We start from the raw sequence: 12627 nt of genomic DNA on the forward strand, positions 1-12627 counted from the left end.
CACTACTAATCTCTTCTATCTGCTAGTTGCTCACAGCGTTTTGCAACATTGGCTGTGGCATCTAAAATAGCAAGCTGTTTTGCTTTACTTGCCATTGTTGAAATTTTTTCTGGTGCATTTACGTAAGGCGTTAATAACTCAACAACCGCCGCTTGGTTAAACTCACTTTGCTGCATAATTAACGCAGCTTGCTCAGTCACTAAATACTTTGCATTGGCAGTTTGATGGTCATCGACAGCATGCGGAAAAGGCACAAATAAGGCCATTCTTCCGGCTGCCGCAATCTCACTCACCGTTAATGCACCAGCTCGGCAAATTACCAAATCAGCCCATTGATATGCGCTATCCATATCATCAATGAATTCAGCGACTTTACTATTTTCAGTTAACCCTAACCGTTGATAGCTGGCAGTCACATTCGGTTCATTATTTTTACCTGTTTGGTGCCATATATTAAGCGTTGTTAGCGCTGAAAGTTCACTGAATACAGCTGGTAAAGTCTCATTAAGAACTTGCGCACCGAGTGAACCGCCAACTACTAGCACATTAATCGGTGTCGCTGTTTGCTTTACAGTAACATTAGCGACACTTGCTCGCACTGGGTTACCCACCACTTCGCATTGTTCTTTTGCAAAAGCCGATGGAAAAGCAGCTAAAACTTTATTGGCAAACTTTGCTAGCCAACGATTACTCATGCCTGCAACGGCATTTTGCTCATGAATAACCAAAGGAATACCTAAGCTCTTTGCTGCAATGCCCGTAGGTCCAGTCACATAACCACCCATAGCTAAAACAACATCGGGCTTTTGTGCTTTTAAAATTTTGCGTGCTTGAAAAATGGCATTCATCACCATAAATGGTGCCTTGACCAAACGTTTAATACCATTGCCACGCACACCTTTCACATTGATAAAATCAATCTCAATGTTGTGCTTTGGTACTACCGTTGCTTCCATTCTGTCAGGCGTGCCAATCCAGCTAACCTGCCAGCCTTGCTGCTTTAAAAAATCAGCAACTGCAATACCCGGGAAAATATGACCACCAGTACCGCCTGCAACAACAAGTAATTTTTTACTCATCGCTTACCTCCTCGAGAGGTTGCCTGCTTAGTTGCCATTTTTGTCTCAAAATCTATTCGCAAAAGTACACCTGTTGCTATGGTCATAATTAATAAACTAGAGCCACCGTAAGAAACAAACGGCAGTGTTAAACCTTTGGTTGGCAAAATACCCGCACTTGCGCCAACATTTACCATGGTTTGAAACGCAAACCAGATACCAATAGCAAAAGCAAAATAGCCTTCGTACTCTTTGCCGCATTTCAATGCTTTTTGACCAATTAACAGGGCTCTGAATACAAACACAGCAAGCACAATCAAAATACTTAATACGCCAAAAAAGCCAAGCTCTTCACCAATCACTGCAAAGATAAAGTCATTATGTGCTTCAGGAAGATATTGCAGTTTTTGCACGCTATTTCCTAAGCCTTGACCAAACCAACCACCTTGACTGTATGCCATTAGCGATTGCACTAACTGATAACCTTTACCGAATGGATCTTCCCACGGCTCTAAAAAGCCAGTGACACGGGCCATACGGTATGGTTCAGCGATAATTAGCACTACCACGGCAGCAATACCCGTTAAAATAAGGCCAAAAAACTGCCATAACTTAGCCCCCGCTAAAAACAACAAACCAACTGTCGTCACAAACAGTACAACGACGGTCCCTAAGTCTGGTTGCATCAAAATCAAAAATGCATACACACCAAATACAGCTAATGGCTTGAAAAAACCTTTTAAGTTCTCTTGTACTTCTTCACGTTTACGTACCAAGTAACCGGCAATATAGCTAAAGAAATACAACTTGGCGGCTTCAGCAACCTGAAAGCCCACAGGGCCAATGGGTATCCATCGCTTTGCACCGTTCACTTCACGGCCAACAATCAGCACTAAAACCAGCAAACCTAAACCCAGCAACAATAAATAGGCGTTACTGCGCTTCCACCAATCCATAGGCACATTTGTGGCAATCCAAAATAAGAAAAAGCCCATAATTAAGAACATGCCGTGGCGAATAATAATGTGATACGGATTATCAAATAATCGCTCTGCTGTTGGCATAGAGGCACTGGTTACCATCACAAAGCCAACGCCAATCAACATCAACATGCAATACAATAACGGCACATCATAAAGCTGTGGCGATTGCTTTGGTGTTAATGCGTCACGGATGTCAGCAAATGCAATCATACTGCCTCCGCCAATACGCACTGCGCAAAATCATCACCACGTTGCATGTAATTGTTGTACATATCAATGCTGGCACATGCAGGTGCTAATAAAACGATATCGCCACTGCTGCTTAACTGTTTCGCTAGTTGCACAGCTTCATGCATGTTGGTGGTTAGGTGGCCTTTTTCGGTTAATGCTACGAGAGCTTTAGCATCCTTACCAAAACAAATAAGCGCTTTCACTTTGTTGTTTAAGTATGGCTTTAAGGCATCTAAATCAGCCCCCTTTGCATCACCACCGGCAATCACAACTAATTGCTTCCCTTGATCAGCTAAGCTTTCAATCGCTGCGATAGTTGCACCTACATTGGTCGCTTTTGAATCATTAAAGTATTTTACTTCATTAATTTCAGCGACAAACTGGCAACGGTGTGCAAGCCCAGTAAAAGCACTAAACGCTTGCTGGTAATGCCCTTTAGCAATATCAAACGGGCTCAGTAATGCCATCACCGCTAAAGCGTTTTGTTGATTGTGTGAACCAACAACATTTAAGCAGCTTGCTGGTAATACTGGTTTACCATGTGCTGCAAAGTATTGTTCGCCTTGATGTTCAACCAAGGCAAAATCTGCATTGGCGAGCGCAAAGCTTACTTGGGGCTGCTTTGCAGTGTGTGTTGCCACATCAATGGCATTAACTACAGCAAGCTCTGAGCCATTATAAATACTTTGTTTAGAGTCTATGTATGCTTGATAACTTGAATAACGATCGAGGTGGTCTTCACTCACATTCAACACACAGGCACTTTTCGCTTTTAAGCTATGCGTGGTATCAAGTTGAAAACTCGACAGCTCAAGTACATACACATCATAGTCTTGCGATAGTAAATCAAGTACCGCAGTACCAATGTTACCACCAAGGCCAACTTTATAACCGGCCGCTTTCAGTACTTCAAACGCCAATGTGACCACTGTCGACTTACCATTTGAACCTGTCACCGCGACAATTGGTTTATCGGTTAAACGGGCAAAAAGCTCAACGTCACCAATCACTTCAACACCAGCATCAATCGCTTTTGCTACAGCGGGTGTCGCGAGGCTTAGCCCTGGGCTGATAATAATAATGTCATTGCTGGCTAAGTCTGCCTGTTCTAAATCACCAAAGTGAGTCGCTAATTCACTGGCATGCTCATTTAGCCAATCAGCACCCGGCGGCGCAGTACGGCTATCAACAACAATTGGCTTAATATTCTGAGACAATAAAAAACGCACAATGCCCAGACCGGTTACACCGAGTCCGAGCACTGAAATTTGTTTATTTTTAATCTCGTTAATAACTGTCATTTACCTGATCTTCAATGTCGCAAGGCCAGCAAGCACTAGCACGATTGAAATAATCCAAAAGCGCACAATAACGCGCGGCTCAGGCCAACCCTTTAATTCATAATGGTGGTGAATAGGCGCCATTCTAAAAATACGTTGGCCACGTAATTTGTATGAGCCTACTTGTAAAATCACCGATAATGCTTCCATTACAAACACACCACCCATGATGATAAGTACCAGTTCTTGGCGAACCAGCACCGCAATAATACCCAAAGCACCACCGAGGGCTAATGAGCCTACATCACCCATAAATACCTGTGCTGGGTAGGTGTTAAACCATAAGAAACCAAGTCCAGCCCCGACAATCGCAGTACACACAACCACAAGCTCACTGGCGAGCGGTAAATGCGGAATATGTAGGTAGCTTGAGAAATTAACATTACCAGTTAAGTAAGCAATAATGGCAAGTGCTGCCGCCACTAAAATGGTTGGCACAATCGCTAAACCATCAAGGCCATCTGTTAGGTTTACCGCGTTCGACGTACCTACAATTACAAAGTAAGTCATCACAATATAAAACAACCCTAGCTGTGGTAACACGTCTTTGAAAAACGGCACAACTAATGAGGTTTCGCTGCCTTGCTGCGAGGTAAAATAAAGCGCGCTGGCAACCACTAACGCAATCACTGATTGCCAAAAGTATTTCCACTTAGCGATTAAGCCTTTAGGGTCTTTGCGGATCACTTTACGGTAGTCATCAATAAAACCAACCACGCCCAACGAGCCCACGACAAATAAAGTTGCCCAAACATATTTATTTGAAAGGTCTGCCCACAGTAATGTGCTGGTAAAAATCGCCCCTAAAATCAAAATGCCGCCCATAGTTGGCGTACCTTTTTTAGATAGGTGAGATTCTGGACCATCGTGACGAACCACCTGACCAATCTGCATTTTTTGCAATGCACGAATTAGCTTAGGACCAAAATAAAGTGAGATAAGTAGCGCTGTTAAAATACCTAAAATTGCGCGCAGCGTTAGGTAAGAAAAAACATTAAAACCACTGTAATACTGTGTTAAATACTCAGCCAGCCAAACTAACATGACGATACTCCATTATTGCCATTTTGCTGGCTATTTACTAAATCTGTGACCACAAGCTCCATACGAGAACTGCGCGAACCTTTTACAACAACTGTGGTTTTTTGCGTCGATTGAGCAAGTTCACTTTGTAATTGTTGTAATAATTGTTCACGGCTTGAGAAGTGGCGGTTTGGCTTTTCAAATACATCACTGGCTGATTTACTTAATACACCTAGGCTATAAAGTTCATCAATGCCTTTTTGCTGTGCGTACTCACCAACTTGTTGATGATAAAAACGCGCTTCTTCACCAAGCTCGCCCATATCACCTAACGCAAAAATACGACGCCCCGGCATATCACTTAACAAATCAATTGCCGCTTTAACCGATTGCACATTCGCGTTGTAGGTATCATCAATCACCGTCAATGTGTCTGACACTTTAAGGACGTTTACACGACCTTTAACTTCACCCATGGTTGCCAGCGCCGATGCGACACTTTCGAGACTTACACCGAGCTCAGTGGTTAAGGCGGTGGCTATTAACGCATTAGCAATATTATGCTTGCCCGGTAATGCCAGAGTGACAGGTACTTTTTTATCTTTATTGCAAAGCACAAAAGAAGCGCGCGCTTGTTCATCAAGCACCACATCTTCTGCCCAATAATCTAATTGTTGGCTAGTAGAAAAACGTTTTACGTTGCGATTAGTTAATTTATCAAGCCAAAAATCGGCATAATCGCTGTCGCAATTCACTACGGCAACACCATCAGGCTTTAAGCCATCATAGATTTCGCCTTTGGCCGTTGCTACACCTTGTAATGAGCCAAAGCCTTCTAAGTGAGAAGCTGCAACATTACATACCACAGCAACATCAGGTTTCGTCATTGCAACGGTGTAAGCAATTTCACCAATGTGGTTTGCACCTAACTCAATCACCGCATATTGGTGTTGTGGTTCAAGGCGTAATAACGTGAGTGGTACGCCAATGTCATTATTAAAGTTGCCTTTTGTTGCCAGTACTTCACCATGACCAGATAAAATCGCCGCACACATTTCTTTTACGGTCGTTTTACCCACGCTACCAGTAATAGCAATTGTTTTCGGTGCAACCTGTGCCATCACAGCTGCGCCGATGTGACCTAGCGCAATACGTGTGTCACTAACCACAAACTGCACAATATCGACATTAACAGGGCGCGCTACAATAGCAGCTATCGCGCCTTTTTCTTTTGCTTGCGCAACAAATTTATGGCCATCAAAATTAGGCCCTTGTAGCGCTAAAAACACTTCACCGTCACACAAAGTACGGGTGTCAGTGTTAATATTTTTTACCGTTTGATTACCACCTTGGTAATCGGTTGCTAGAACTTTAGCTAGCCAATCAAAATCCATAGGGATCATAACTGCGCCCCTTGCGATTTTTCTTTTAATTGTTGTTGTACATATTGACGATCGCAGAAGTCGATTCGTTGGTCGCCAATAATTTGATAATCTTCGTGACCTTTGCCCGCAATAAGGATGACATCATCAGCACTCGCTTGCGAAATGGCATAACTAATAGCCTGCGCGCGGTCTGCTTCACAATGTGCGCGTTCAGGCTGCTTAAGCCCCGCAACCACATCAGCGATAATAGCGTCAGGGTCTTCACTTCTTGGGTTATCGCTGGTGACAATAATACGGTCTGCATTGCCTTCAGCTGCTTTTGCCATCATCGGGCGCTTGCCTTTGTCTCTGTCACCACCACAGCCAAACACACAGCTAACGCCACCTGGAACGTGCTTTTGCAATGCTTGTAATGCCAGTGCTAATGCATCAGGAGTGTGGGCATAATCAACAATACAAGTCGGTTGACCTGGCGCACTAAATGCCTGCATGCGACCAGCAACAGGCTGCAATGACTTACACCCTTCAACGAGTAAATCAAGTGGGTAACCCATACCTAATAAAGTAGCCATAGCAGCGGCTAAATTATATAAGTTAAACTCGCCAAACAGTGTGCAATTAACTTCGGCTAGCCCCCAGCTGGTATCAAACTTCGCCGAAATACCGCTGTTATCATAAGTTACATCGCTAAAATAAACAAAACGCGCATTTTCAGGCGTGAGGTTTTTATGGCCGTAACAAATTAGATTATTGAAGTCGTATTTTTCTAACCATGCTTCAACTTGCGCATCATCTTGATTAAGCACCACAAGCTGTGGCATATGGTCACGCATTAACATTAACTTGGCATCAGCGTAAGCATCCATGGTGCCGTGATAATCTAAGTGATCGCGTGTAAGATTAGTAAATACTGCTGCTTTAAACTGACAATTATCAACGCGATGCTGCACTAAACCATGAGATGAGACTTCCATGGCCACAACATCATTCTGCTCTGCGACAAGCTCAGATAAAATACGCTGTAAATCAACGCTCGATGGCGTGGTGTTTGCAAGCTCAGTTAGATTATCAGGGTGCCCATAACCGAGCGTACCAATCACTGCTGCGCGTTTATGACAGTGCTGTGCTAAGTGCGCAATCATTGCTGTGGTTGTTGACTTGCCATTGGTGCCTGTCACACCCACTAACTCAAGCTGCTTTGATGGTTGCTGGTAAAAAGCTGCTGCAAGTGCTGGCAGCTTTTTTGCTAAATCGGTAACTAAGTAAAGTGGTTCAAACTCACTTTCGAACTCACATAAACGGTCAGCAATAACTGCCACCGCACCATTTTCAATGGCTTTGTCAATAAACTGTCCGCCATCAAGCTGATGGCCTTTAATGGCGACAAACACATCGCCAGCTTTTACATCTCGACTATCAAGACGTAGTTGGTTAACCAATAAACTATTGGCCTCAACATCAATTTGATTAAGAATCGGTTTTAAATCACGCATCGTTATCTTTGCCTTCTACGTACGCAACCGCATCTTTGTCCGGTGCAACGTTTAGAATTCTTAAGGCATTGGAGACAATCTCTGCAAATGCAGGGCCTGCCGTCGCACCGCCGTAATAAACATCTCCACCCGGTTCATTAATCATTACTACTACCGCTAAACGTGGGTTACTCGCTGGCGCAATACCAGCAAAATAGCCAACATATTCGTCACCATACCCGCCCACAGCGGCTTTCTTAGAGGTACCTGTTTTGGCAGCAGCACGATAGCCATCAACATGAACTTTTTGTGCAGTACCACCTTTTTCGAATACGCTTTCCATCATGTGAACAACCGCTTCAACGTCTTTTTGTTGGAAAATACGTTCACCCTCTGGCACTGACTCTTGTTTAAGAACTGTTAGCGGGCGCATAACGCCACCAGAGCCTAACATGGCATAAAAACGAGCCATTTGAGCGGTACTTACAGCTAAGTTATAACCAAATGATAATGCAGCAATTTCATGATCTGACCAGCGTCGATTTGGGTAAAATAAACCGCTGCTTTCACCAACCATGCCTGTACCACTATCACTGCCAAACCCCACCTTTTGGTAAAGCCCTACAAAATAGTCTTTTGGTACTTCTTGACTGACCTTAGTTACACCCATATTACTTGAATACTTTAAGATTTCTCTTAAGGTCATCTCACCATGGTTACGGGTATCTTGCACAAGGCTGCCACCCACACGCATCCAGCCAGGATAAGTATCAATAATTGAATCCGGTTGAATTGCGCCGTAGTCTAAACCAGCTAAAATGGCTAGTGGCTTAACAGTAGAGCCTGGCTCAAACAAATCGGTGATAGCACGGTTACGACGCTTGTGCGGTGCAGCATCGTTTAAGTTATTAGGGTTAAACGATGGGCTATTCACCATAGCTAATACTTCGCCGGTTTTAACATCAACAACCATGGCTGAGCCCGAAGTAGCTTTATAGGTTAGAACTGCTGATTTTACTGCTTTATAAGCAATCGCTTGAATGCGCTGATCAATACTTAAATGAATGTTTTCAGGCTCAACACGTTCACGCTCATCAAGCACTTCTACTTCACGGCCTTGGGCATCCTTACGAATGGTGCGCTGACCTTCAACACCCGTTAACGCCTTTTCATAAAGCTTTTCGATTCCCTCAATACCATGACCATCAATGTTAGTAAATCCAATAACATGGGCTGTTACTTCACCGGCAGGGTAATAACGTTTTGACTCATCAAGTAAGTGGATACCTGGTAAACGAAGATCACCAATATAGTTAGCAACAGCAGGGGTAACCTGACGTTTTAAATAGACAAAACGACGCTTTGGATTATCACGAAGGCGAGAGTTAACTTTACTTGGGTCAATGCGTAATACATCCGCAAGTTCACGCCAGCGAATATCATTATTGTAATAAGCGGCAATACGTTTATCTAACTCAACCGTATTTTCAGCCAGTGCTTGTTGATCTTCACCATTTTTTCTAGCTTGACGCAGTACCTTACTGATCAGTGATTTATGCAGCGCTTTCGGATCCGCATACACACTTACCACAGGTACGCTGACCGCCAACTCTTTGCCATTGCGATCGAAGATCATGCCACGTTGCACATGTTGTTTTTCAACACGCACAGTTCGTTTATCACTTTCAGAACGCGCTTTATCTGGTTCAATAACCTGTAAAAAAGCGGCACGCGCAACCAGCGTCATAAAGACTAAAAACACCACTGAGCACACCAGCAAAAAACGCCATGTGATTAAGGTATTTGTTGGCTTTTTCCCTCTGCTTCTCATCGCAGTATTACCACCTGTTCGTCTTGGCTAGTTGGCCGTTTCATTTCTAATTGCATAGTCGCGACTTCTTCAATGCGCGCATGCTGTGAATAAAACTCTTCTTCTACGAGCAAGTAACGCCACTCAAGATCGAGCTCATCACGCTCTTGCAATAATTTGTCTTGTTCAATCAATTGCTGACGCGCTAGATGCGTCACCTGAACCACACTCAAACTAGATGCGAGGATCACAACCAACAAGGCCAAGGTCAGCTTATTAGCTCCTAGGCCTTTGAAAATTTCTGTAAATAAATTAGGTTGGCGATGTGTCGCTTTAGCTTTCATTACAACCTCTGCGCAACCCTTAACACTGAACTACGTGAACGCGGGTTTGCTTCAATCTCCGCCTTACTCGGCTTAATGGCTTTACCCACTGCCTTTAACGTCAGGTTTTTGTTTATTTGTGCGTCCGTCAAAGGCAGACCTCTGGGTATCGCCTCTCCCTTACTCTGTTTTTTAATAAACTGCTTAACAATGCGATCTTCTAACGAGTGGAACGAAATAACCACTAAACGTCCCCCTGGTTTTAAAACCTCAACAGCGGCTTGCAATGCAGTTTGAATTTCTTCAAGCTCACTATTGATATAAATACGGATCGCTTGGAATGTGCGTGTAGCTGGGTGTTTGTGCTTATCTTTAACTGGCACAGCTTCATCGACTAAATCAGCAAGCTGCTTAGTACTTGTGATTGCAGTGTGCTCACGTGTTTCAATGATCTTATGAGCAATTCGACGACCAAATTTTTCTTCGCCATAAGTTTTAATCACATGCGTGATATCTTCTAGTTCAGCTTCAGCTAGCCATTGTGCAGCACTGCGACCACTGGTTGGATCCATACGCATATCAAGTGGGCCATCTTTCATAAAACTAAAACCGCGTTCAGCATCATCAAGCTGTGGTGAAGAAACACCGATATCCAACAAAATACCGTCAACTTTACCGATTAAATCGTTATCTTCAGCAACCGCTTTTAGGTTTGAAAAACGAGTGTGAGCAATTGAAAAACGCGCATCATCGGCAAATTTTTCGGCGGCTTTAATAGCTTGTGGATCCTGATCAATCGCCTGTAAGCGACCTTGTTCACTTAAACGCGCAAGAATTTGCCCCGAGTGCCCACCGCGACCAAATGTGCCATCCATGTAAATGCCTTCAGGTTTAATATCCAAAGCATCTATGGTTTCGTCCATCAGTACAGAGACATGTTCAAATTGCGCTGTCATTAGCTATTAATTGCCTTTTTCTTTGTGCCGTTAGAGTGAGAAGTTATCGAACTCAGGATTCGCCTCAAAATCACCTAGGCGTTCAATTTCAGTATCTTGGCGCATTTGTTCATGCCAACGATCTTCATCCCAAATTTCGAACTTGTTCATCAAGCCAACCAACATGATTTTTTTTCCTAGTTCTGCATGGGCTCGTAACGAAGGTGCCAGCAAAATTCGGCCATTTTTATCTAATTGATATTCTGTGGCATTGCCGAGCAACATTCGTTGCATGCGGCGAGCGCGTGGATTCATATTTGAAATTTTTAATAGTCGCTCTTCTATTTCAAGCCATTCGGCTAACGGGTATAACCACAAGCAGGGCTCGTTTAAAGCAACAGTGCAAATAACCGTTCCCTGATCTTCAGACAAGATCGCATCTCGGTACTTAGTTGGTACCGCAAAACGTCCTTTATCATCCAAACTCAGTGAGCTCGCACCCCGAAACATAACATGCCTTAAATTAGGTTATTTATTGTAACTGACTATCTCTGATCCAATTTGATCCACTAAAAACCACTTTTTACCACAGTGCTCCAGTTTAGGGCTTGACAAGCTATTTTGTCAAGTAACTAGATCATCTTCAGTGCCTTCTAAAGCCAGAAAAAATAAGGCCTCGAGCAAAGCCTCTGAATTACGTGGGAAAAAGTGGAAAACATTGAAAAAAATTTTTTTTCCAATTTTATTGGCAATCTAATGGGGAAAAATGGTTAATGAATAACCAATGAACAATTACAAAATTATCTTATTCTGTAATTTTTACTTAATCACCCTGCAAGAGTTACGAAAAACCACTAACCAAGAACGCAATAAAAAGAATAAACAACTGAAAATTATTGATTTTATATTTTGGTATGAAGGTTGCGATGAGTTAATCACCAATTAAATGGCAATTTTTAAGGAATGATTATGACTACCGCAACTTCAAAATCGAATTCAAGCACGGCAACAAGTAACAGTGCAAACTCGAACGCGGCTCAAGTAGAGGCGCCATTCACAGAAAAAGCGACAGAGGCAGCTCACCACGCAGTAGATGCATTATCAACACGCGCTGCTAGTGCTGAACATAGTGTACGTCAGGGTGCATCTAGCTCTGCTCAAACGCTTTCTGAAAAGCAAGCAATAGCACGCGCTAAAATTAATGAATACAGTGGTAAAACTCGTAAACTTGCATCAGAAAACCCACTTGCAACAGCAGGTATTGCATTTGCTGCAGGCATGTTAGTAACTGCACTTATTCGTCGTAAGTAATTGTTATGCAAACTTCTCAATCTACAGATGAGAAAACGCAAGATGCCACTGATCAGCCATTAAACGCTGATCAGTGGCAAGATCACCTTGCTAAATTATCTGACTACGGCAAACAGCTATACATTGACTATCGCAAACAAACTGGGACTTGCAAAAAGCTTGCAGCTGCTGAGTGGCGCTTATCAACACGTTCACTCGCCTTAACTATTATATTACTTGTCTGTTTTGCCGGTGGTTTAGTGTTACTTTGGGCTGGTTTACTTGCTACTGTCGGTATCGCGATATTCAGCTTTAGCCAATCATTGTGGTTGGCCGCTATTTCACTGATTGCATTACAATTGCTTTGTCTTGCATGGCTTTGGAAGAACATTGGTTATGTCAGCAGTAAAATAGGTTTTGATCATACGCTAAAAAGTATTCGTCAATTATTGAATATTAGTAAGGATGAATGATGTTAATTGATTATTTTATTAATAAACCGCAACACAGAGTAACTAAGCTAAGCCAGCAAATGGATTTACAAGATGAGCTTAAACGTCAACACCATCAAGCGTTCAAATACCGTTTAAAACGCTTTGCGGTAAGTAAAGTGGGTGTTGCCAGTGCCTTCACTGCGGGTATGGGTTATGAAGCACTTAATAACTCAGACCACAAGGACAGTAAATTGAAACAAGTCAGCCGCTTCAGCTGGTTACTGCGTTTGTTGTGATCATTATCATGTAATGTTTGCTTTTTACTTCTCTTTGCCACCTATTT

Annotated in this window: 14 protein-coding genes; 4 read left to right on the forward strand and 10 right to left on the reverse strand. The window is 43.0% G+C overall.

From position 1 onward, the window contains the following. Positions 1–5 precede the first annotated feature (5 nt). From murG to mraZ, 10 genes are read right to left on the reverse strand one after another with little or no spacing between them, the layout of a single operon-like run. Positions 6–1079, reverse strand: coding sequence for an undecaprenyldiphospho-muramoylpentapeptide beta-N-acetylglucosaminyltransferase (gene murG / locus IRQ78_RS09980; RefSeq protein ID WP_166338774.1), 1074 nt, complete (start codon positions 1077–1079; stop codon positions 6–8). Continuing rightward, positions 1076–2251 (reverse strand): cell division protein FtsW, encoded by a 1176-nt coding sequence (gene ftsW, locus IRQ78_RS09985; RefSeq protein ID WP_054552731.1) that lies wholly within the window; start codon positions 2249–2251, stop codon positions 1076–1078. The genes murG and ftsW overlap by 4 nt, the downstream gene beginning before the upstream one ends. Further along, positions 2248–3573, reverse strand: coding sequence for a UDP-N-acetylmuramoyl-L-alanine--D-glutamate ligase (gene murD, locus IRQ78_RS09990; protein WP_194441992.1), 1326 nt, complete (start codon positions 3571–3573; stop codon positions 2248–2250). Before murD ends, ftsW begins: the two co-directional genes overlap by 4 nt. After that, positions 3574–4656, reverse strand: a complete 1083-nt coding sequence (gene mraY, locus IRQ78_RS09995; RefSeq protein WP_054552733.1) for a phospho-N-acetylmuramoyl-pentapeptide-transferase — start codon at positions 4654–4656, stop codon at positions 3574–3576. Next, positions 4650–6038, reverse strand: coding sequence for a UDP-N-acetylmuramoyl-tripeptide--D-alanyl-D-alanine ligase (locus IRQ78_RS10000; protein WP_194441994.1), 1389 nt, complete (start codon positions 6036–6038; stop codon positions 4650–4652). Before IRQ78_RS10000 ends, mraY begins: the two co-directional genes overlap by 7 nt. Then, positions 6035–7513 carry a UDP-N-acetylmuramoyl-L-alanyl-D-glutamate--2,6-diaminopimelate ligase gene (gene murE / locus IRQ78_RS10005; protein WP_138598836.1) on the reverse strand — a complete coding sequence of 493 codons (1479 nt, stop codon included), beginning with the start codon at positions 7511–7513 and terminating at the stop codon, positions 6035–6037. The genes IRQ78_RS10000 and murE overlap by 4 nt, the downstream gene beginning before the upstream one ends. Next, positions 7506–9323, reverse strand: coding sequence for a penicillin-binding transpeptidase domain-containing protein (locus IRQ78_RS10010; protein WP_054552736.1), 1818 nt, complete (start codon positions 9321–9323; stop codon positions 7506–7508). The genes murE and IRQ78_RS10010 overlap by 8 nt, the downstream gene beginning before the upstream one ends. Further along, a complete protein-coding gene (ftsL, locus tag IRQ78_RS10015; RefSeq protein WP_054552737.1) occupies positions 9320–9646 on the reverse strand; it encodes a cell division protein FtsL in 327 nt (108 codons plus the stop codon). The genes IRQ78_RS10010 and ftsL overlap by 4 nt, the downstream gene beginning before the upstream one ends. Beyond that, positions 9646–10581, reverse strand: a complete 936-nt coding sequence (gene rsmH / locus IRQ78_RS10020; protein WP_054552738.1) for a 16S rRNA (cytosine(1402)-N(4))-methyltransferase RsmH — start codon at positions 10579–10581, stop codon at positions 9646–9648. The genes ftsL and rsmH overlap by 1 nt, the downstream gene beginning before the upstream one ends. Positions 10582–10611: 30 nt before the next feature. Continuing rightward, on the reverse strand, positions 10612–11070 hold the full coding sequence (gene mraZ, locus IRQ78_RS10025) for a division/cell wall cluster transcriptional repressor MraZ (protein ID WP_054552739.1): 459 nt from the start codon (positions 11068–11070) through the stop codon (positions 10612–10614). A gap of 274 nt (positions 11071–11344) precedes the next feature. On the opposite strand from mraZ, the gene IRQ78_RS10030 reads away from it, so the two are divergent. From IRQ78_RS10030 to IRQ78_RS10045, 4 genes are read left to right on the forward strand one after another with little or no spacing between them, the layout of a single operon-like run. Next, entirely contained in the window at positions 11345–11506 is a 162-nt protein-coding gene (locus IRQ78_RS10030; protein ID WP_171043807.1) for a hypothetical protein, read from the forward strand. A 23-nt stretch (positions 11507–11529) separates the two neighbouring features. Beyond that, on the forward strand, positions 11530–11871 hold the full coding sequence (locus IRQ78_RS10035) for a hypothetical protein (RefSeq protein ID WP_054552740.1): 342 nt from the start codon (positions 11530–11532) through the stop codon (positions 11869–11871). Between the two features lie 5 nt (positions 11872–11876). Further along, a complete protein-coding gene (locus IRQ78_RS10040) occupies positions 11877–12323 on the forward strand; it encodes a hypothetical protein (RefSeq protein ID WP_054552741.1) in 447 nt (148 codons plus the stop codon). Then, positions 12320–12580: a hypothetical protein gene (locus IRQ78_RS10045; protein WP_407681616.1), complete on the forward strand. Its 261-nt coding sequence runs from the start codon at positions 12320–12322 to the stop codon at positions 12578–12580. Before IRQ78_RS10040 ends, IRQ78_RS10045 begins: the two co-directional genes overlap by 4 nt. Positions 12581–12627 lie beyond the last annotated feature (47 nt).

The organism is Pseudoalteromonas simplex (genome assembly GCF_015278155.1).
Taxonomy (GTDB): domain Bacteria; phylum Pseudomonadota; class Gammaproteobacteria; order Enterobacterales; family Alteromonadaceae; genus Pseudoalteromonas; species Pseudoalteromonas simplex.

Coding starts and splice junctions, on each gene's coding strand:
- murG (WP_166338774.1), bottom strand. CDS start 1,079: ATGAGTAAAAAATTACTTGTTGTTGCAGGCGGTACTGGTGGTCATATT.
- ftsW (WP_054552731.1), bottom strand. CDS start 2,251: ATGATTGCATTTGCTGACATCCGTGACGCATTAACACCAAAGCAATCG.
- murD (WP_194441992.1), bottom strand. CDS start 3,573: ATGACAGTTATTAACGAGATTAAAAATAAACAAATTTCAGTGCTCGGA.
- mraY (WP_054552733.1), bottom strand. CDS start 4,656: ATGTTAGTTTGGCTGGCTGAGTATTTAACACAGTATTACAGTGGTTTT.
- IRQ78_RS10000 (WP_194441994.1), bottom strand. CDS start 6,038: ATGATCCCTATGGATTTTGATTGGCTAGCTAAAGTTCTAGCAACCGAT.
- murE (WP_138598836.1), bottom strand. CDS start 7,513: ATGCGTGATTTAAAACCGATTCTTAATCAAATTGATGTTGAGGCCAAT.
- IRQ78_RS10010 (WP_054552736.1), bottom strand. CDS start 9,323: ATGAGAAGCAGAGGGAAAAAGCCAACAAATACCTTAATCACATGGCGT.
- ftsL (WP_054552737.1), bottom strand. CDS start 9,646: ATGAAAGCTAAAGCGACACATCGCCAACCTAATTTATTTACAGAAATT.
- rsmH (WP_054552738.1), bottom strand. CDS start 10,581: ATGACAGCGCAATTTGAACATGTCTCTGTACTGATGGACGAAACCATA.
- mraZ (WP_054552739.1), bottom strand. CDS start 11,070: ATGTTTCGGGGTGCGAGCTCACTGAGTTTGGATGATAAAGGACGTTTT.
- IRQ78_RS10030 (WP_171043807.1), top strand. CDS start 11,345: ATGAACAATTACAAAATTATCTTATTCTGTAATTTTTACTTAATCACC.
- IRQ78_RS10035 (WP_054552740.1), top strand. CDS start 11,530: ATGACTACCGCAACTTCAAAATCGAATTCAAGCACGGCAACAAGTAAC.
- IRQ78_RS10040 (WP_054552741.1), top strand. CDS start 11,877: ATGCAAACTTCTCAATCTACAGATGAGAAAACGCAAGATGCCACTGAT.
- IRQ78_RS10045 (WP_407681616.1), top strand. CDS start 12,320: ATGATGTTAATTGATTATTTTATTAATAAACCGCAACACAGAGTAACT.